This is a genomic window from Microbacterium sp. As-52 (assembly GCF_049949185.1).
In the GTDB taxonomy this organism is placed as follows: Bacteria; Actinomycetota; Actinomycetes; order Actinomycetales; family Microbacteriaceae; genus Microbacterium; species Microbacterium maritypicum_A.
Genome location: NZ_CP188171.1, coordinates 3,335,510 through 3,355,147, shown reverse-complemented (window position 1 = coordinate 3,355,147; position 19,638 = coordinate 3,335,510). Strand labels below are relative to the sequence as shown.

The following is a 19,638-nucleotide window of genomic DNA, read 5'->3' as shown; positions in this document are numbered from 1 at the left end:
GCCGCACTGCGCCAGGCCATGCACCGGGTGCGCACCGAGGTCGACAAGGCGGTGGTCGGCCAGGCCGGCACCGTCACCGGGCTGCTCGTGTCGCTGCTCGCCCGAGGCCATGTGCTCCTCGAGGGTGTGCCGGGCGTCGCGAAGACGCTGGTCGTCCGCTCCTTCGCACGAGCGCTCGGCCTCGACACCAAACGCGTCCAGTTCACTCCCGACCTGATGCCGGGCGATGTCACCGGCTCGCTCGTGTACGACGCGCGCACCGGCGAGTTCGACTTCCGCGCCGGCCCGGTGTTCACGAACATCCTGCTCGCGGACGAGATCAACCGCACGCCGCCGAAGACCCAGGCCGCGCTCCTGGAAGCCATGGAGGAGCGCCAGGTGTCGGCTGACGGTGTCAGTCGCCCCCTGCCCGACCCGTTCCTCGTCGCCGCGACGCAGAACCCGATCGAACACGAGGGCACCTACTCACTGCCCGAGGCGCAGCTGGACCGCTTCCTGATGAAGCTCGTCGTCGGCATGCCCGAACGCGACGCGGAGGTCTCGGTGCTGCGTCGGCACGCGGAGGGCTTCTCGCCGCGCGAGCTGACCGGTGTGGAGGCGGTGGTCACCGCCGACGAGATCCGCGCAGCCCAGCAGGCGGCCGCCGCCGTCGAGGTCACGGACGACGTGCTCGGCTACGTCGTCGACCTCGCTCGGGCGACCCGTCAGTCTCCGTCGGTCGAACTCGGTGCCAGCCCGCGCGCATCGACCGGTCTGCTCGCGGCGGCGAAGGCGTGGGCGTGGCTCAACGCCTCCTCCGCGGTGACCCCCGACCACGTGCAGACGATGCTGGTGCCCGTGTGGCGTCACCGCCTCCAGTTGCGACCCGACGCGCAGATGGAAGGCGTGTCCGCCGACGCGGTGCTCACCTCCGTGGTGCAGCAGACCCGGGTGCCGATCTAGGTGTTCGTCACCGGCCGCCTCGCCGTCGCCCTCGCCGTGGGCGTCTTCCCGCTCGTCATCGCTGGACTCGCGGGCTATCCGGCGTACGCGGTCCTCGGCGCCTGGATCGGCCTGTGCGCGCTGCTCGTCGCCGTCGACGTCGCGCTCGCGGCGAGCCCCCGATCGGTGACGGTGAGTCGCAGAGTGCCCGCGCGTGTGCGCATCGGGGAGCCGGTCCCGGTGAGCGTGGCCGTGCACAACCACGGCACCAAGCCACTGCACGCCCTGCTTCGCGACGCATGGCAGCCGACGGCGGGGGCGCCGTCGGACCGGCAGCACCTGGTCGTCCCGCCGGGTGAGCGCGGCCGTGTCGCCATTCCGCTCCTCCCCCGCCGTCGCGGGGAACTGGCCAGCGAGTTCGTGATGATCCGCTCCCGCGGACCACTCGGCATCGCGGGGCGGCAGGCACGGCATTCCGTCCGCGGAGCGATCCGCGTGCTCCCTGCCTTCTCCTCGCGCAAGCACCTTCCGTCCCGCCTCGCTCGGCTGCGCGAGCTGGATGGCAACACGAGCATCCAGGTGCGCGGTCAGGGTACCGAGTTCGATTCATTGCGTGAGTACGTGCGCGGGGACGACGTGCGCTCGATCGACTGGCGGGCGACCGCCCGCGCAGGAACGACGATGCTGCGCACCTGGCGACCGGAACGGGACCGTCATGTGGTGATCATCATCGACACCGGACGTACAGCGGCAGCTCGTGTCGGCGACGGTACGCGCGTTGATGCCGCGCTCGAGGCGGCACTGCTGCTGGCGGCGCTCGCCTCGCGTGCCGGTGATCACGTGCACCTGCTGATGTACGACAGGGTCGTCCGCGGTCGGGTCACCGGGGTCGACGGCGCCGCGTTGCTTCCGGCTCTGACCGACGCCATGGCTCCCGTGCACGCGCGGCTCGTCGACACGGACTGGCACGGCGCATTCGCCGCCGTGCGCTCGCTCACGACGCGGCCCTCGCTGATCGTGGCCCTGACGGCGCAGGACGCGGCCGAGTCGGCCCGTGGCTTCCTCGGTGCCTTCCCGAACGCCTCACGTGCGACCACGGTCCTCGTCGGATCCGTGACCGACGACGGCATCTCCGCTCTCGCGCGCCGTCGTGATTCCCGCGAGGACGTGTATCTCGCCGCGGCCGCCGAGCGAACTCTCCGCGACGCGGAGAACGTCGCCGACGCGATCCGCAGGGCCGGGGGCGAAGCGATCGCCGCCGATCCGGAAGACCTCCCACCGCGGATCGCCGACCGCTACCTCGAGCTGAAGGCCGCCGGTCGACTCTGACGCCCAACCGATCGCGTCAGCCGACGACCAGGCGCGGGGTGCCCGCTTCGTATTCGACGAGGTCGCCGGTCTCACCCGCGCGATGCGCCCTCCCGCCGATCACCAGCATGTAGATGAGGAACACGGCGAGCGCGGCCGCACCGATCCCGATCTTCACCGGCCAGGGCAGTGCCCAGCCCGTCACGAATCCCTCGACGAGCCCGGCGAGGAACAGCGCGAAGACCAGACCCATCGCGACGGTCGCCAGCGCCCTTCCCTGCTCGGCGAGCGCCTGCCCACGCGTACGGTGCCCCGGGGCGACCCAGGCCCAGAAGACGTGCAGCCCGGCGGCGGCCGCGACGAAGATGCAGGTCATCTCGAGCATCCCGTGCGGAAGGATGTAGAGCACCATGAGGTCGGCTTTGTCGTGGACGGCCATGATCGCCCCGGTCGTGCCGAGACCCATCGCGTTCTGCACCAGCACGTACACCGGCCAGATCCCCGTGACGCCGAAGAGCACGCACTGCATGGCGATCCAGGCGTTGTTCGTCCAGACCATGCCCATGAACGCCGCTGCCGGGTTCTCCGTGTAGTAGCCCGTGAAACTCTCCTCCGCATACTGCGCGAGGGCCGCAGGCGGCCCCAGGGTGGCCACGATCGCCGGGTCGCTCGCGATCCATGCGGCGGTGCCGACGGCGACCGCGATGAACGAGATCGCGATGACCAGCGTCGTCCAACGCAAGCGGTACAGGGCCGCGGGCAGCTGCCACCGGAAGAAGCGGCTCGTCTGGGTGAGGATGCTGTCGGATGCGCCGGTGAGCCGCAGCCGGGCGCGGACCAGGATCGTCGACAGGTACGCGCCCTGCGGCGAGTCGCCGACGGACGTCTTCAGTTCGGCGAGATCGGCGGAGGCCGCCCGATACCGGACGATGAGCTCATCGACCCCGTCGCCGTCGAGACCGGCGCGACTGAGCTGGTCGAGCCGCTCCCATTCGGCGCGGCGTGCATCTGTCAGCGCATCGGCATCCACCTGATTTACTGTACTCATGTCCGTCCCGATCGACGTCTCCGACGAGGTCCTGTCCGGCGAGGCCGTCGCGCTCGACGTGCAGCCCGTCGGGTTCCTGCTGCGAGCGCTCGGCGCCGCGATCGACATGCTCCTCGGCTACGCCGTCTTCATCCTGTGGATCTTCCTGCGCATCTGGCTGCTGGACGCGGGGGTGCTCGATGAGACGACGGATCGCATCGCCGTGGTCTCGGCGTTCGTGGTGAGCTTCGTCGTGCTCCCGATCACGATGGAGGTCGCGTTGAAGGGACGCAGCCTCGGCAAGCTCGCGGTTGGTGGACGGATCGTGCGCATGGACGGCGGCGCCGCGGGTTTCCGTCACGCGTTCATCCGCGGGCTGCTCGGCGTCCTCGAGATCTACATGACCTTCGGCGGGATCGCCGTGCTCACGGGCGCGTTCACCGCGCGATCGCAGCGTCTGGGCGACCTCGTCGCCGGGACCTACAGCCAGCGCGTGCGCACACCCGCTCTGAGCTCGCACGTCCCCGTCCTTCCCTCACCGCTGGCCGGCTGGGCGCAGATCGCCGACGTCGCCCGGTTGCCCGACCGTCTCGCACGCCGGATCTCCCAGTTCCTGCAGAGTGCCCCGCGCATGATCCCGGCGGCGCGGGCACGCGTCGCCCAGGATCTGCTCACCGAGGCGAGCCCGTTCGTCTCACCGCTGCCCTCGGCGCCGCCCGAGCAGGTTCTGATCGGCATCACCGTTCTGCGTCGCGAGCGCGAGCGGCGCGCGCTGGAGAACTCCGATCGTCGTGCCGAACGGCTCACCGGCCGTCGGGTCGGCGTCTAGCGGACGTCCGCAGGCACCCTCCCACCACCACCGGGCGACCCGATCGAGCCCGCCGGTGCGTCAGAAACGGATCGCGTCGATCACCTTCACCCGCAGGGCGACGAGGGCGGGGATGAAGCCCGACACCGCGCCGACGATGACGGAGGCGAGAAGCCCGATGAGCGCCGCCCGCATCGGGAACGGCGGGATGTCCTGGATGCCGTAGAACAGCGACGTGATGACCCATTCCGACCGCAGCACCGCGACGACGATCGCGATCCCGATCACGCCGGCCACCGTCGTCGCCACCAGACTCTCCAGGAACACCGCGAAGAAGACCCGCCCCGAGCTCGCCCCGAACGCGCGTCGCACACCGATCTCGCGCACGCGCTGGCGCATCGCCACGAGCTGGATGTTGATGAGGCTCAGCGCTCCGAGGGCGAGGATCAGCGCGGCGATTCCTCCGGTGATCATCTCGAAGGTCGCCTGGGCGTCCATCGCGCCGGGCTGCGCCGCCCAGTCCGATCTGTTCACCGTGACCGTCTGTCCCGCAGGCAGGCCCGCCCGGAGGTCCATCGCGAGCACCGGGGCGATCTGGTCGACCTGCCCCGTGCCCATCCAGATCTCGTACTGGGTCCACGCCTCCGTGGGCAACGCGTCCACGCGAGCCCGGTACGCGTCGTAGAGCAGATCGACGCGAAGCTCTTCGTCGCCGAAGCCCTGGCGAGGTGTGACTCCGATCACCTGGTACGTGCCACCGGCCGGACCGCTCAGGGCCACCGTCGGGTGCTGCGACAGCGGCACACGCCCCAGACGGTCCCAGAGGGGCTCGGTGATCACGACGGGGGGTGCCATCGCCTCGGTGTCCGAGTCGATGAACCAGCGCCCGTCCAGAAGCCGCTCGCGATGGATCTGCGAGAACGCAGGATCCATGATGCGCGCCGGAACCGGCGCTATGCCGTCGGGAAGCTGCAGGTCGACCGTCAGCCCCTGGGAGATGCGCGCGGTGTGGCTGAAGCCGAACCGCTCGGACACACGACTGAAGCGGGCATCGAAGCCGTCGGCGTCGACGGGAGCGCCGTCATCGCTGTTGACGGAGACGACGACGGTCGCGGCGCGCCCGCCCCACCGGTCGGACTGCTCGGCCTGGAACTGGCGCTGGTACTCGGAGAACGCGACGACCGCGGTCAGAGCGCCCACCGACACCGCGATGCCGATCAGGCTGAGCAGCACACGCAGCTTGTGCACCCGGATCTCGGCCCAGGCGTCGGAGAGAGCACCGAGGAAGCCGGTCATGCGATCACCTCCGGCGGCGCCGAAGGCACCGACGCCGCGAGGGTCGACGCTTCGAAGGCGCGGCTGAGGTCGGCGGCTTCCAGGCGGCCCGCATCGAGGCGGTAGTGCCGACGTGCCCGTGCCGCGACATGGAGGTCATGGGTGATCGTGACCAGTGCAGCGTCCGTCTCGGTGGCCACCTCGTCGAGGAGCGACATCACGGATGCGCCGGTGTCGATGTCGAGCGCGCCCGTCGGCTCGTCGGCGAGGATCAGGACGGGTCGGCGGACCAGCGCCCTGGCGATCGCGACGCGCTGCTGTTCGCCGCCGGAGAGCTTGTCCGCGATCTGCTCGACACGATGCCCGAGGCCGACCCGCTCCAGCATGTCGGCGGCGATCTGACGACGGTTCCAGAACATCTTCCCCTTGGCGTGGCCCAGCGGCATCATCACGTTGTCGATCGCCGTGCGCCCGGGAAGAAGATTGAACTGCTGGAAGACGAAGCCGACGTTGTCCCCGCGCAGGCGGTCGAGCCGACCGGAGCGCATCCTGCGCACCTCGCGTCCTTCGAATGCGACGGAGCCCGATGTCGGTGCGTCCAGCATGCCCAGGATGTTGAGCAGGGTGGATTTCCCGGATCCCGACCGACCCACGATCGAGACGTGGTCACCGGCTCCCACCTCGAGGGTGATCCCGCGGAGGATCTCCAGCCGGGAGTCGTCCGCCAGGAGCACGCTCTTGGAGACGTCGTCGAGCGCGACGAGACTCACCAGTTCATCCCGCTGTCGCACTGCTCCACTCCCGGGGAGACCTCGTAGCAGAACTCCTCGACGGGAGCCACGAAGCCGGGGACGAACTGACGGATGCTGTCCCCCTCGGCCAGCCCCTCCGTCACCTCGACCGTGACGCCGTCGTTGACGCCGAGCGTCACGGCGCGCTCCTCGGGGTCGGATCCGTCGCCCGCGTCCACCCAGACCTTGCCGGATCCCGCGCCGCCCTGGACGGCGGTGACCGGGATCACCAGAGCATCGTCGACCTGGCCGAGGGCGAGGTCCATCTTCGCGGGGAGTCCGGCGAAGACGGTCTGATCGACGGGGATGGCGCAGCGCACACTCGCCGTGCCCTCCGCGGTGACCTGCACCCCGACTCCGGTGCACGCGAACGGCGCGGGACCGCCGGTGATGGTGACCGTCGCCTCCGTGGGCGCGTTGACGAGGCGGTACAGCTGCACAGGGTCGACCGTCGCGAGCAGGTGGTACTTGGCCGGGGTGAGCTTGTACGCCTCTGTCCCGACCGTGGTGGCCTGGCCTTTGACCATGGCGAACTCCGACACGTCGCCCGCTTCCGGCGCGACGACGTCGATGTCCTTGCGCGGCTCTTCCTGGCGCACGGTGTAGAGCTTCTGGCCGGCGGCCACCGCTGCTCCTTCACCCACGTGCACGGCGAGGACGGTGCCGTTGAGCTCGCCGGGGACGACGTAGGCGTCGTCGCGGGCCACGTTCCCACTCAGGCTCAGCGCGTTGACCACCGAACCGCGTTCCACCACCACCACCGGATCCGTGATCCCCGCCTCAGGGCTGACGACGCTCTCCGCGCGGTCGGGAAAGAACGCGATCTTGACGAGTGCCGCGGCACACGCTCCGAAGACCACCACGAGAAGCAGGGGGAAGATCCAGCGGCGCCAGACGATCACGAGTGCCTTTCCAGCCGTGCCGCCCTGGCACGCCTGCGGTCAGCGTATCCAGACTTCGGATCCTCGCCGACGGCTGCGTCCGCGTGTCGACGCAACGCCGTCAGGCGCGGAGGGCCTCGTGACGGACCACCAGCCAGCCCGCGGGAACCGAGAGCCGGTCCGCATGCGGTGAGCACAGATCATGTGCCTGCGGGTCGTTCGCGGCGCCGAGCGGGCCGAGCGCCGCCATCTGATCGCCGTAGTCGTAGGTGAGGGTGGCTACGGCTTCGCGCGCGCAGCCGACCTTCGAGCACAGTCGTCCGTCCATCTCCGCCAGCGTACGGCGCGCCCCGGGTGAGCGCCGGATGCCGCGCCGAGTGATCCTGGCACCGCCTAGACTTTCGTCATGCCCCGCCGCCGCACCGCTCATGCCTCCGCTGCCCCGCGGCGCGGTGCACGGCACGGACGACACGGGCGTCTCGGCCGCAGCGAGGTCGTACGACCACCGCTGGCTCCGCTCGACGGCCGCCTCGACAGATTCGACCTCACCGTCGGAACGGCCGTGGAGTTCCTCCGCGGGACATGGCCAGAGTTGCAGAACGTCCGGTTCGAGATCGGCGCGATCCCGGGTTTCGACGCCGGCGAAGAGGTGCCGCGCTGGTACCTCGATCGCGACAATCGACGTATCGTCCTGTTCCGACTTCCCATCGAGCGGCTCCTGCCTCCGGGGCACGACGATGCCGCCCACAGACGCATGGCCATCGAGAGCGCGGTGTTCCGGGCCGCCGCGGAGTACGTCGGCCGTGAACCGTGGGATCTCGGTCACGAGCACTGACACTCCGGCGGCCGGGGCACCCGCGTTCCGTCAGGGATAGACCGTGATCGGCTTCTCTCCGCCGCTGCTCGCCTGCACCGGGAGCACTGCGAGCGCCCCGGGTGCCGTGAGGGTCACGGCCGCGTGCATGGGCGCCGTCGTCCGCATCCGGTACGTCGTCCGCCCCTCCACCGCGATCCCGCCGGTCTCCCCCGCGGGGATGACGACCTCCTGGGCCTGACCGCCGTCGACCGGCTCGAGTGTGACGGTCGCGTCCCGGTCCGAGGTGTTCGACACCTGCAGTCGTGCATCGGGACCGGAGGGCACGGCGAAGACCACCTCGGCGTCGATCTCCGGCGCGGGAGTGACCCACGCGAAGTCCGAATCGAGACCGAAGCCGTCCTGCTGCCTGACCCCGGCGAGGAGCGGCACGTCGGATTCGACCTCGACGGTGTACCGACCGGGCTCGAGGCCGGAGAGCGAGACCTGAGCGGGAAGATCCGCCTCGACGGGCACGGTGAACTCGTCTACAGGCACCGTGGCGCCCTCGGCCTGCACCTTCACCTGGACCCGAGCGTCGACGCCGGGGGCCAGCACCCGGAGAACGGCCATCTCCGCGTCATCGCCGTTGGCTGGGAACGCCTGCACTCCGGTGAAGACGAGTCTCTGCTGGGGTCCCGCGACCGAGTCCTGGAGATCGATGCCGGCAGGATCGAGGACGCGCACGAGCGAGGACTGGAGGGCCGCTCTCACCGGGGCTCCCACCGCGCTCACCTTGACCACCGGCAGATCGTTGCCGGCGGCGAACGAGGTCAGAGGGAGCGCCGTCTGCGAGCGCGGAGGGACGATGACCGTCCGGGTGCTGCGGGCGGCTCCGTACACGGCGAGGGTCACCGTCGACGGGACCTCGGTCGCGTTGGTGAGGGTGATGATGTCTTCGGTGCCGGTGTCGATGCTCCCGCCCACGAGCCACGACTCCAGCCTCGGCACGCCGCAGGGCAGGGCGGCGTACCCCGCGAGGTCGTCCGCGGCGATCGTGACGGACTCGGCACCGGCGATCAGCGGTGCCGAACGCCCATCGACCGGGCCGGTGAGCACCTGCGGTCCACCCGCATCGGGCAGATCGGGTACCTCAAGCGTCTCGGACGACGGTCTTCCGGCCGTGCCTCCGGACGTGAGGCTCGTCGATGCCGCCGAGAGCATGTCCAGGGGGGCCGACGCGTCACGACCGAGAGCACGGAGATCGCCGTTGCAGACCAGCACGCTGTCGCCAGGCACGGGTGTGACCTCGACCTGCGCGGGGTCGTGCGCGACGGTCGGCCACGGCGCATGGATCGCCGTGGCGACACCGACGACGCAGGCGGCGATCACGGCCACGCCCGTGATGACACGGGCGCTGGTCGCGGCGACCCGGAAGGCGCGGTTCCCGTTGCTCATCGGTCCTCCTCCATCGGCTTCGCGTGTTCGTCGTGGGGGCTCGCCGAAGCGCCGTCCGCCGACCCGCCGTCCGCTGTCGCCTCGCTCACCGTCGCGTCGCCCACCGTCGCGTCGCCCACTGTCGCGTCGCCCACTGTCACCTCGTCCACCGGCCCAGCGGCGTCATCGATCACCGGATCAGCGATCGGCGCCAGTGCCTCGTCATTCAGGGCGGGCGCGTCCTGGGGGTCCTCGATCACCCCGACGGGCGCTTCATCGAGGGAATCCCTGTCCTCCGCGTGCCGAGGCAGCACGATCGGCTCCTCAGGCACGCGACCGACGATGCGCGACTGGGCGCGAGCCGCACGACGCGACGCACGGGTCGGGATGGACAGCAGGAGGGCCGCGAAGACTGCGAGCAGCTGCACGGTGATCACGAGGCGAGCAGTGCCCTGCTGGGCGGATGTCAGCGGTGGCTGTTCGGCGGCGTCGGCATCGAGACGCCAGAGCACGCCGCGATCGGTGGTGCCCGCGTGCACGAGGCCGGCACGCTGATCGATCGAGGCGACCGCCGCGGTACGAAGCGCCCGCGCCTTGTCCCCTTCACCAGGAACCTCAGCGACCAGGACGTAGCTGATCCCTTCGGCGGCCAATGCTCCGGGCGCATCGAAGTCGCGGGCCGAGAGGAGATCCACGGCCAGGGCGGAGATGTCGGCTCCCTGCGGCTCGACCGCGGTGGAGATCATCGTCGACTGCGACCCCAGCGTCTCGCTGGCTCCCCAGGCCACTTCTGCGGCCAGTCCTCCGTCGTTCTGCGGGGTGAGCACGAGGGTCGCGATCGGCCGATCCCCTGCGGCCTGTGCGGCCACATACGAGGGCAGCGTCGACTCAGGACCGTTCGTGAGCACCGAGCGCCCCATGTGCAGCGCGCTGAGCGCCGGGATCGCGCAGACCGCCAGTGTCACCGCCGCGGCGACGGCCGCGAAGATCCGCAGACGCGGAAGCGTGAGCGCGGTGTCGAGCGTCACGAGGGCAGCCCCTACGACACCGATCCACGCCAAGCTGAGTCCGGTACCCGGCCAGATCGCCACCGGCGTCCCCTGCGCGAAGCTCACCGTGACCCCGACCGCGAGGAACGCCGTGGCGAGCCCGGACAGGGCGACCACGAGCAGGGTGATCCCCGCGCGCCAGCGTGGAGCGACCGCCGCACCGAGCGCCAGCACGGCGAGAGGTGCGCACAGGAGTGGCGCCCACACGGCGATGGGTGCGGGCAGAAGCGCCATCCAGCCGCCCAGCTCCGATGTCGGGAAGCCACCGGCGATCGCGAGGCGTCCGGCGGCGTCAGCGGCGGCCTGGGGGCCCGCCCAGATGAGTCCGGGGTCGCCGAGGATCCCCAGAGGCGTGCCGTGAGCGAGCTGCCAGATCACCAGTGGTGCGAACAGGGCGATCGTCGGCACCGGCAGCCAGAGCAGTCGCCCCGCGCCACGGAACTGCGCCGTTCCCAGCACGATGCCCAGGGCGACGATCCAGAGCAGCGCAAGGGCAGGTGCCAGCGACGGTGCGCAGGCGAGCACGGCGGCGAGGAGCAGCGACGCGCTCCCGGCGGCGCCCCATGACCGATGGGCGACCACAGCGCTGTGGAAGAGCCAGGGAAGCAGGAGATGGACGAGCACCGCGGCCGGACGTCCGTCGACCAGGGCGGTGAGGAACGTGGGCGCGAGCGCCCACGCGATGCCGGCGAAGATCCGGAGCCCTCCGCGATCGGTCACTCGCGTGGCGGCGAACCACCCTCCCAGAACTGCGAGCGGGAGGGCGAGGATCCACAACAGCACCATGGCGAAGGAAGGACCGGCAGGCCAGAGCGTCCCGAGTACCGCGACCACGGAGGCGAAGGGGTCGGCAGGGCCGACGAGGCCGAGGGCGACGTCGCGGGTTCCCCACGCCGCATCGCTCCAGAGCGCGGCGATGGTCTGACGGAGCGGCAGCAGTCCCCCGCCCCCGAGCGTCGGCCAGGCGAGCAGGCTCGTGAAGGACGCGATGCTGACGACCAGGGCCGCGAGTACGGCCCAGGCCCCACCACCGGAGAAGAAACGCAGTTCGCTGACCGCACCTCCCTCGCTTCCGTGCCCGTCATCCAGACGCCGTCGGAGCTCGGAGGACGTCACGCGCAACGGAGCGATGCCGGCCCAGGCGGAAGTGCGGAAGGCGCGGATGCCGGCGCGGGAACGTGCGACCGCACCGAATCGGAACATGGCCGTGAGGGCAGCCCCCCATTCGGGGAAAACAGCCTCGGGCCGCTTGCCGACGAGGTCGGTGATGGAGCGCCACAGCGCGAGAGGAAGCAGGCTGAGCCAGTGCAGCGGCACGGCCGCGGCCGGCGCGTACGCCAGCCGTCGGTGCAGCTGGGCCAGGCGGGTCACGTAGGCGCGGCGCGATCGACCCGGCGGAAGCGCAGCAGGACCGCCCGATGATGCTGAGACCCGCGCACTCGGCGCGAGGACGACACGGCCACCGCCGAGGCGTGCACGGACCCCGAGGTCAAGTCCCTCATCGGCCCCCGCGAGGGCCGGATCGGGTCGCAGGGCATCGCGCACCTCGCCACGGATGAGCATCCCCCGCACATCGGCGCCGAGAGCATCGTCGGAACGGTCGTGCTGACCCTGATCGAGCTCTCCCGCCGCGAGTTCGACGGAGCGGCCCCACGCGGTCATGCTGACGCCGAGCGAGACGATCTCGCGCTCGTTGTCCGTGGCGACGAGCTTGGGGGCGACGATGGCGGCGGACGGCGAGCGCTCCAGCGTGCCGCTCAGACGCTCCAGCGCCCGAGGGTGCGGCGTCGTGTCCTGTGCCAGCAGCCAGACCGCAGACCCCTCGGGCACTCGAGGTCGGGCGAGCTCCACCGCCTCGGCGAAGGACGTCGACGCACGCGCCTCGATGATCCCTTCGACGGTGCCCGCCACGACCTCGCTCTCGCGCACGGACGACGCATCGCCGCATACGACGAGGGTCACCGCCGCCGCGGGGGTGGTCTGCGTGCGAAGGGCGTCGAGAGTGCGGAGGAGTTGCGCTCGGGAAGAGGATCCAGTGCGCGCGACGATGATGGCGTGAACTCGGGCTGGCATGACGTCGTCAGCCTATGCGCGCGAGGGGCGACGTCGACGCACCGGATACGGCGCGCCCGCGAAGCCGGTGGCATCGTCGCTCTCGCGCCGATGCGGGTCCGTTCAGCTCGCGCGGCGCTTGAGCTTCCGGCGCTCGCGCTCGGACAGGCCACCCCAGATGCCGAACCGCTCATCGTTGTTGAGAGCGTATTCCAGGCACTCCCCGCGGACGTCGCACGACGTGCAGATCCGCTTGGCGTCCCTCGTCGATCCACCCTTCTCGGGGAAGAACGCCTCCGGGTCGGTCTGCGAGCAGAGAGCGTCGCTCTGCCAGGCGAGAGCGTTGTCGTCATCGCCGGCATCGGTGCGTCGAACCCCGGGAACACCGAGGTTGATCGGATCGACGAACCAGTTCTCCGGTACGTCTGAACGGTAACCCGTCATCTCGATCTCCAACCCTGTCTCCGCCCCCCGGCGGGCCGTGCGCATGACTAATTACACCCGTGTCATTCGCTCCGGTCAAGTCGCGGATAGTAAACCCTCAAGCGACTCTTGAAGGTTCATGGACCATCACCGGCGTGTCGGGATGCGGTGATCGGCCGCGGGGATCATCGCCCTGGACCAGCGATGAAGACCTCGCCCACGCCCGAGAGCGTGACGGTCGCCTCGTCCGCGTCGGCGAAGGCGACCGTGCCGACCGCGAGCACGAGTTCGTCCCCGGAGGCCGAAGAGACGGTGACCTCGCCCGCGGTGGCGAGCACCATCGTCGGCCCGGAGACGTCGAGGGTGAGGACGGCTCCGTCGACCACGACGCGCTCGAGGGCGAAGTCGGATACCGGAACGGGATACGGCGTGACCGGCCCCGCGCTCTCTGCGCGCAGCACCGGCACCTCCCCGGGAGTGGTGTCGAGGATGGCCAGGAGCTCGGGCACATCGATGCGCTTCGGCGTGAGGCCCCCGCGGAGCACGTTGTCGCTCGCGGCCATGATCTCGACGCCGAGCCCGGAGAGATAGGCGTGCAGCAGACCGGCGCGCAGGAACACGCCTTCTCCACGCGCGAGCACCACATGGTTCATGAGCAGCGCCACGACGACCCCCGGGTCCCCCGGGTACGTCTCCGCGACGTCGGCGATAGCGCGGAGCGTCGTGCTCCACTCCCCCGCCTCGCCCCGAGCCGCGGCCGTGACGATCGCGCCGATGATCTCGTCGACCTCGTCGTCCGCCTCACCGCCGAGCAGCCAGGCGATCACGTCGCGGAGGGCGTCGCCCTCGGCGCGCAGACGTGCGCGCAGCTGTCGGACCCCACGGCTGTCATCGAGCGCCTCGAGCAGAGAGAGCGTGTCGGGGACGGGACGCAGTCCGCTCAGCGACTCGAACCGATCGCTGAGCGCCACCAGGAGTTCGGGTTTGTGGTTGTCATCCCGATAGTTGCGCTGCGGGTCGTCGGCGTCGAGACCGCTCTCCCGCGCCCACCCCGCGCGCGCCTGCTCGATCGTCGGATGCACCTGGATCGAGAGCGGGCGTCCCGCCGCGAGCAGCTTGAGGAGGTAGGGAAGCGTGCCTCCCGTGACCTGATCGAGTGTGCCACCACCGGCGACGTCGGCGGGGTCACCGGGGTGATCGCCGAACCAGACCTCCGCCTCCGGAGCGCCGGTCGGTGTGCGTCCCTCGAGTCCGGCGAGGAGGGAGTCCGATCCCCAGGCGTAATCACGGGGCGTGTTGGTGAGGCTCAGCAGCATGCCACCAGCGTAGAGCCGCGTCGCCGCGTTCAGCGACGTCGGGAGCGCGGGGCGGTAGCCTGAACGCGATGGCCCAGTACACGAAGCATCCGGTGTCTGCCCCGCCCACCGCGCCGGAGCGCGAGTCGACGGGGCATCTCCTGCTGCGCGGGTATGCGATCATCGTGCTATTCGTCACCTTCGCCCACTCTGCCGTCTACAACCTGCTCGGGCCGGAGGGCGCCGCGATCACGCTCGCCGTCTTCACGCTGGCGACGCTCGGCATCGGCGTCCCGATGCTCGCCCGCAATCGCCCGCAGCCTTTCCGCTGGCGTCGCCTGCCCTGGACCGCGCTCGGCTACACGACCCTCGCGCTCGTATCCGTGGCCTGGTCGCAGTGGCGCGGGCCGACGCTCATCACCTGGGTCCTGCTCGCGTCCGTCACGGTCAACGCTCTCTTCATCGCCCACGTGCTCACCTGGCATGAGATCGTCCGCGCTCTCTCCTCCGCGTTCAAGTGGATCCTCGGCCTCTCCCTGGCGATCGAGCTCTGGGTCTCTCTGGTGCTTCATGGACCGCTGCTGCCGAACTTCCTCGAACTCCCGGACGGAAAGATCGATCCGCAGTGGTACTGGGTGCGCGACAACCTGTTCGACGGGGGCAGGATCCAGGGCATCGTCGGAAACGCGAATCTCCTGGCGATCATCTCGCTCTTCGCGATCATCACATTCGGAGTGCTGTTCGCCGCCAGAGCGCGGTGGCGCACGACGCTCGCCCTGTGGATGCTCCTCGCGGCGTACTTCCTGTTCCGTACGGCATCGGCCACCGCGATGGTGTGCGCAGCCGCCGTCGCGGTGGTCCTCGTCGTCGCACTCCTGATGCGCCGCGCCCGCACCCCCGGCGCACGCACGCGCATCTACATCGTGGCCATCGGCGGCGCGGCGATCGCGGCCCTGGGCGTCTGGCTGCTGCGCGAGCCGCTGCTCGGTCTCCTCGGCCGCAGCGCCGATCTGACCGGCCGTTCGGACAAGATCTGGACCAAGGTGCTGCAGCGCGCCGGCGAGCACCCGATCTTCGGCAACGGCTTCTCGAGCCCCTGGATCCCGACGGACCCCGCTTTCGACGAGTGGATCACCGACCACGGCATCACCGTGTTCCACGCGCACAACATGTGGTTGGACGTCCTGCTCCAGCTCGGTGTCGTCGGCGTTGTGCTCATGGCGGTCGCGTACGGCACGCTGCTGTGGCGCTCCTGGTTCTTCGCCGTCGACCGTCCCCGCTGGGATCTCGACGGCGCACGACCGTTCTCCCCGCTGACCCTGCTTCCCAGCCTGTTCACGGTGGTGCTGCTGGTGCAGGGCTTCTCCGAGTCCACCCCGATCATGCTGTGGGGGTGGATGCTCCTGGTGCTCCTGTCGTTCAAGCTCAAGTCGGTGCCGCTGGTCGGCGTCGGCGAGCGCGACCTCCTGTTCGAACGCGGCGCTCGGCAGCGGCGGGTGCCGTGACGCCGGCGCGCCCGATGGTCCGCCTGCTCGGATCGGTGGAGCTGGCTCGTGCGTTCACGCTCGCTGCCCTGACCGCGGTGTTCGGATCGTACGCGATCCGGCAGATGACTTCAGCCGTCACGCTGGCGACGATCATCGCGGCGCTGTGCCTGCTCGGCGCGGCGATCCTGTGGGTGCGCAGGGACGAGCTCTCCCTTCTGCGCATCGCGCCGTCGTCGCTGCTCGCATTCCTCGCGTGGGCCCTCGTGAGCGTCTTCTGGAGCACGGACAAGTCCGACACGATCTTCGGCTGGATGTCCCTGTTCGGCTATGCGTTCCTGGCGATCACGATCGGACACATCCGGGACACCCTCCAGACCGTGCGGGCGATCGGAGACACGCTGCGGGTGCTCCTCGCCGCCTCGCTCGCCGTGGAGATCCTGTCGGGCGTGCTTCTCGACCTGCCGTTCACATTCCTCGGCGTGCAGGGCGACCTCGCGGCGGGCGGCCCGATCCAGGGGCTGTTCGGCAGTCGCAACATGCTCGGGTTCATCGCGGTGATCGCACTGATCACGTTCGTGATCGAGTGGCGGACGCAATCGGTGAACGCACCACTCGCCGTGATCTCGATAGGGCTGGCGGGCTTCCTGGCGGTGCTCTCCTCCTCTCCGACCGTCCTGGTGCTCGCCGGTGCCGTGGGCGTCGTCACGGTGGCGCTCACGATCGTCCGGCATGCGCCTCCGGAACGACGGACGATCGTGCAATGGATGCTCGGGGTCGTGGTCACCCTCGCTCTCGCTGCCGGCTTCGCGCTGCGCCACCAGATCATCGCCCTGCTCGACGCCGGATCCGACTTCTCGCTCCGCGCCTCGCTGTGGAACACCATCCTGGACTTCGTCGCGGTGAAGCCGATCCAGGGCTGGGGCTGGTTCGGTGACTGGGCTCGCGGCGAATACCCGTTCACCTACATCAACTTCCAGCTCGACGATCGCCACCAGAGTGCGCTCAACGCGTTCTTCGACGTGCTCCTGCAACTCGGCGCCGCGGGCCTGGTGGTGTTCCTGCTCCTGGGCGGTGTCGCTCTGATCCGCTCTTGGCTCGTGGCGAGCACACGACGATCGGTCGTCTACGCGTGGACCCCGATCATGCTCGTGACCCTGGCGGTCGACTCGATGTTCGAGAGCTTCACGCTCGTCGGCGCCGGGTGGTTCATGCTCGTGCTGTGCGCCCTACGTGCCGGGCAATCGCGGTCGTGGCGCGAGAACATCGATGCGGCGCATACGGGCGCCATCCCGACGCTGCGTCCGCAGGAGTAGCCGGAGAGCGTCGTCAGCGCACCGAGGGAAGCTTCGCCGCCCAGGTGATCGCGTCGCGCACGCCGTCGTCCACAGAGCGCTCCGCACGCCAGTCCAGGACATCCGCCGCGCGATCGACGATCGCGAAGGCGCCCGCCTGGTCTCCGGGGCGGCGATCGGTGTCGATCGTGGGAAGGGGCTCACCGGTGACGCGCTCGAACGCCGCCACGAGCTCGCGGACGGTCACGCCCTCCCCTGTACCGATATTGATCACCTGGTAGGGCTCATCGGGTGTGGAGACGTCGTCGAACCTCTTGACAGCGGCCACGTGCGCGAGCGCGAGGTCCCAGACATGGATGTAGTCGCGCAGCCCTGAGCCGTCGCGGGTGGGCCAGTCGGTGCCCGTGATCGAGAACGGCTCGCCGGTCGCGCGGGCCCGCATGATCTTCCCCAGCGCGTGCGAGGGCAGGGGGTTCTGCAGGCCGGTACGCATCTGCGGATCGGCTCCGATCGGATTGAAGTAGCGGAGAGCGATCGCGCGGAAGTCGTCGTTCGTCGCCGCGTCCTTCAAGATCTGCTCGACCATGGCCTTTGTCGTGGCGTAGGGGCTGGACGGTGCGAGGGGGCTGTTCTCGTCGGCGCCCTGACCGCTCTCCCCCGCGTACACCGCCGCCGACGAGCTGAACACGATGCGGGAGATACCCGCGTCACGGAGTCGCTGGAGCAGCACGATGGTCCTGCCCACGTTGGTGTCGTAGTAGCCGAGGGGGTCGGTTACCGATTCGGCCACCACGATGCGGGCCGCGCAGTGGACGACAGCATCGATGTCGGGGTGATCCGAAAGGAGACGGGTGAGGATCTCCGGGTCGGCGATGTCGCCCTCATAGAGATCGCGCCCCTCACAGAACGCTCGAAGGCCCGTGGACAGGTCGTCGAGGATGACCACTTGCATCCCCGCCTCGATGCACGCGGTGGCGACAGTGGATCCGATGTATCCGGCGCCGCCGGTGATCAGTACCTTCATCGCAGCCAGTCTAACCATCGTCTCTCTGCGGCCGAGGTGAGCCTCTCCGCTGATCCCGAGGGAGCGGACGGTAGGCTACTCACTGCTCGTCATGTCCCGCATCGTCCCCGACGGTGACACGTGGTGACGGAGCCCTCAGCCCCCTGAACTGCCATCGATCTTCGAGGAGAAGGTATGACCGCGGCGCCCGCTGCATTCGATCCGAAAGCGGCGACGATCGTCGTCGTCACCTTCAACAGATCGCATCTGCTCACCGGACTTCTCACCAGCATCACGGCGATGGACCCGAAACCCGGGCGCGTCGTGATCATCGACAATGCCTCCTCCGACGACACGACCGACGTGGTCGAATCCTTCCGCGACACCATCGACACCGAGGTGGTGTATCGCCGCTTGGAGACCAATACGGGAGGCTCCGGCGGGTTCAGCGAAGGCATGCGCACCGCGTATGAGCTCGGCTCCGAGTGGATCTGGATGATGGACGACGATGTCGAGGTCGTTCCGGACGGTCTCGCGAAGATGGGCAAGTGGGCCCCTCGTTTCAAGAGCATCCAGGGTCGCCGTTACGACTACGACGGCAGCGAGTTCTACTGGCAGTACCGCATCGCGGAGCGCATGGGCATCCCGATCCCCTTCGCTCCCTCGGGCTTCGACGACTCCGGCTTCAAAGAGATGAACAGCGGTTGCTTCGAAGGCATGTTCATCCACCGATCGATCGTGAAGCAGATCGGCCTGCCCGACCACCGCTTCTTCATCTACTGGGATGACCAGATGTACGGGTGGCTGGCCTCGCGAAAGACCACGGCCGTCATCGTCGACGAGTTCGTGCTGCGCCGCACACGCGAGATCAAGCAGTGGGACATGGGCATCCGCCACATGAACGCCTCGAGCAACGCCTACCGCTTCTACATCATGCGCAATCGCGCCTACATCAAGCACTACTACCGCGCGCACGACAACTACAACCCCGTGCTGTTCGGACTCGGCACCGGGATGACCTTCGCGAAGGAACTCATCCGCCTCTTCTTCGTCGAGCGCACCGTCCGCGGCACGAGCAACCTGTTCCGCGGGCTCAAGGAAGGCCGCAAGATCAGCCGCGACCGCTCCTGGAAGCCCATGCCCGCGCTGGAAGACGCCTCATGAGTGAGCCGTCCCCCGAGCTCCGGTGGGCACCGATCGAACCGAAGCCGAGGAACAGGGGCCGAATCTGGCTGATCGTCGGCCTCGCGATCGCCGGGCTGGCGGTCCTCGCCATTCTGCTGATCCTCCTTCTCCCGCGCGGCGAGAGCCCGACGCCTGGAGTCAGCGGATCTCCCAGCCCAGCGGCGACGGCATCGCCGGACCCGTCATCGACGACCACACCGTCGAGCTCTCCCACGCGCACGCCGGAGATCACTCCCCCCGCGCCGACCGACCCGAGCCTTGAGAATTTCCGTGCTCAGGTGGGCGGATGGCTGGGCGCCGCCGATCGCGGTCTCGATATCGTTTCCAGCTCAGATGCGCAGGATGCGGTGTCGGTGATCGACAGCCTCCAGATGGATGCGCAGCGCTTGTCGGATGCGCGACCGCCGGCCTCGATCGACCAGATGTGGCGCGATGGCGTCACCGCCTACGGTCAGACGCTGTCAGATCTGCGCACGGCCGCCTCTGCCGGAAACGAGACGAAGGCGGCTGTCGCCGCAGCCCGAGCCTCCGCCCACGAACTTCAGTCCCTCCTGGGTCTGTGAGCGGAAGAACAATACGGAAGGGCAATAATGCACAACGTCGTACTCACC

At 69.4% G+C, this 19,638-nt stretch carries 18 protein-coding genes; 8 read left to right on the top strand and 10 right to left on the bottom strand.

Annotated features, from left to right (window positions below; genetic code table 11):
* The first annotated feature begins 18 nt into the window (after window positions 1–18).
* A complete protein-coding gene (locus ACLFA2_RS16180) occupies window positions 19–942 on the top strand; it encodes an AAA family ATPase (RefSeq protein WP_208323723.1) in 924 nt (307 codons plus the stop codon).
* Window positions 943–2,250 carry a DUF58 domain-containing protein gene (locus ACLFA2_RS16175; protein ID WP_021199839.1) on the top strand — a complete coding sequence of 436 codons (1,308 nt, stop codon included), beginning with the start codon at window positions 943–945 and terminating at the stop codon, window positions 2,248–2,250.
* A 16-nt stretch (window positions 2,251–2,266) separates the two neighbouring features.
* Here the strand turns inward: ACLFA2_RS16175 and ACLFA2_RS16170 are convergent, their stop codons facing one another.
* Window positions 2,267–3,259 carry a stage II sporulation protein M gene (locus ACLFA2_RS16170; protein ID WP_426621620.1) on the bottom strand — a complete coding sequence of 331 codons (993 nt, stop codon included), beginning with the start codon at window positions 3,257–3,259 and terminating at the stop codon, window positions 2,267–2,269.
* 16 nt (window positions 3,260–3,275) lie between these two features.
* On the opposite strand from ACLFA2_RS16170, the gene ACLFA2_RS16165 reads away from it, so the two are divergent.
* Window positions 3,276–4,085, top strand: a complete 810-nt coding sequence (locus ACLFA2_RS16165; protein WP_029258258.1) for an RDD family protein — start codon at window positions 3,276–3,278, stop codon at window positions 4,083–4,085.
* A gap of 60 nt (window positions 4,086–4,145) precedes the next feature.
* Here the strand turns inward: ACLFA2_RS16165 and ACLFA2_RS16160 are convergent, their stop codons facing one another.
* From ACLFA2_RS16160 to ACLFA2_RS16145, 4 genes are all read right to left on the bottom strand, one after another.
* Window positions 4,146–5,360, bottom strand: a complete 1,215-nt coding sequence (locus ACLFA2_RS16160; RefSeq protein ID WP_426621619.1) for an ABC transporter permease — start codon at window positions 5,358–5,360, stop codon at window positions 4,146–4,148.
* A complete protein-coding gene (locus tag ACLFA2_RS16155; protein WP_081859744.1) occupies window positions 5,357–6,109 on the bottom strand; it encodes an ABC transporter ATP-binding protein in 753 nt (250 codons plus the stop codon). The genes ACLFA2_RS16160 and ACLFA2_RS16155 overlap by 4 nt, the downstream gene beginning before the upstream one ends.
* Complete coding sequence (locus tag ACLFA2_RS16150) at window positions 6,106–7,032, bottom strand: hypothetical protein (RefSeq protein ID WP_426621618.1); 927 nt, start codon at window positions 7,030–7,032, stop codon at window positions 6,106–6,108. Before ACLFA2_RS16150 ends, ACLFA2_RS16155 begins: the two co-directional genes overlap by 4 nt.
* Window positions 7,033–7,132: 100 nt before the next feature.
* Window positions 7,133–7,339, bottom strand: coding sequence for a DUF3499 family protein (locus ACLFA2_RS16145; protein WP_021199833.1), 207 nt, complete (start codon window positions 7,337–7,339; stop codon window positions 7,133–7,135).
* Window positions 7,340–7,417: 78 nt separating this feature from the next.
* Between ACLFA2_RS16145 and ACLFA2_RS16140 the strand changes: the two genes are divergently transcribed.
* On the top strand, window positions 7,418–7,846 hold the full coding sequence (locus tag ACLFA2_RS16140; RefSeq protein WP_021199832.1) for a hypothetical protein: 429 nt from the start codon (window positions 7,418–7,420) through the stop codon (window positions 7,844–7,846).
* A gap of 30 nt (window positions 7,847–7,876) precedes the next feature.
* Here the strand turns inward: ACLFA2_RS16140 and ACLFA2_RS16135 are convergent, their stop codons facing one another.
* The 4 genes from ACLFA2_RS16135 to manA all read right to left on the bottom strand — a co-directional run bounded on the left by ACLFA2_RS16135 (window position 7,877) and on the right by manA (window position 14,081).
* Entirely contained in the window at window positions 7,877–9,262 is a 1,386-nt protein-coding gene (locus ACLFA2_RS16135) for a DUF5719 family protein (RefSeq protein WP_426621617.1), read from the bottom strand.
* On the bottom strand, window positions 9,259–12,363 hold the full coding sequence (locus ACLFA2_RS16130; RefSeq protein ID WP_426621616.1) for a glycosyltransferase: 3,105 nt from the start codon (window positions 12,361–12,363) through the stop codon (window positions 9,259–9,261). The genes ACLFA2_RS16135 and ACLFA2_RS16130 overlap by 4 nt, the downstream gene beginning before the upstream one ends.
* 102 nt (window positions 12,364–12,465) lie before the next feature.
* Window positions 12,466–12,786 carry a WhiB family transcriptional regulator gene (locus ACLFA2_RS16125; RefSeq protein WP_081859749.1) on the bottom strand — a complete coding sequence of 107 codons (321 nt, stop codon included), beginning with the start codon at window positions 12,784–12,786 and terminating at the stop codon, window positions 12,466–12,468.
* 164 nt (window positions 12,787–12,950) lie between these two features.
* Window positions 12,951–14,081 (bottom strand): mannose-6-phosphate isomerase, class I, encoded by a 1,131-nt coding sequence (gene manA / locus ACLFA2_RS16120; protein WP_021199828.1) that lies wholly within the window; start codon window positions 14,079–14,081, stop codon window positions 12,951–12,953.
* A gap of 68 nt (window positions 14,082–14,149) precedes the next feature.
* Between manA and ACLFA2_RS16115 the strand changes: the two genes are divergently transcribed.
* Both ACLFA2_RS16115 and ACLFA2_RS16110 read left to right on the top strand, forming a co-directional pair.
* The gene (locus ACLFA2_RS16115; protein ID WP_021199827.1) at window positions 14,150–15,565 is read left to right on the top strand and encodes an O-antigen ligase family protein; all 1,416 of its coding nucleotides are present in this window, start codon (window positions 14,150–14,152) and stop codon (window positions 15,563–15,565) included.
* Window positions 15,566–15,579: 14 nt separating this feature from the next.
* The gene (locus ACLFA2_RS16110; RefSeq protein ID WP_208323581.1) at window positions 15,580–16,860 is read left to right on the top strand and encodes an O-antigen ligase family protein; all 1,281 of its coding nucleotides are present in this window, start codon (window positions 15,580–15,582) and stop codon (window positions 16,858–16,860) included.
* A 13-nt stretch (window positions 16,861–16,873) separates the two neighbouring features.
* On the opposite strand, the gene galE is transcribed toward ACLFA2_RS16110, so the two are convergent.
* The gene (galE, locus tag ACLFA2_RS16105) at window positions 16,874–17,863 is read right to left on the bottom strand and encodes a UDP-glucose 4-epimerase GalE (protein ID WP_426621615.1); all 990 of its coding nucleotides are present in this window, start codon (window positions 17,861–17,863) and stop codon (window positions 16,874–16,876) included.
* A gap of 174 nt (window positions 17,864–18,037) precedes the next feature.
* Between galE and ACLFA2_RS16100 the strand changes: the two genes are divergently transcribed.
* Both ACLFA2_RS16100 and ACLFA2_RS16095 read left to right on the top strand, forming a co-directional pair.
* Window positions 18,038–19,006: a glycosyltransferase family 2 protein gene (locus tag ACLFA2_RS16100; protein WP_167254473.1), complete on the top strand. Its 969-nt coding sequence runs from the start codon at window positions 18,038–18,040 to the stop codon at window positions 19,004–19,006.
* Window positions 19,003–19,590 carry a hypothetical protein gene (locus ACLFA2_RS16095; protein WP_021199823.1) on the top strand — a complete coding sequence of 196 codons (588 nt, stop codon included), beginning with the start codon at window positions 19,003–19,005 and terminating at the stop codon, window positions 19,588–19,590. The genes ACLFA2_RS16100 and ACLFA2_RS16095 overlap by 4 nt, the downstream gene beginning before the upstream one ends.
* The last annotated feature ends 48 nt before the right edge of the window (window positions 19,591–19,638 follow it).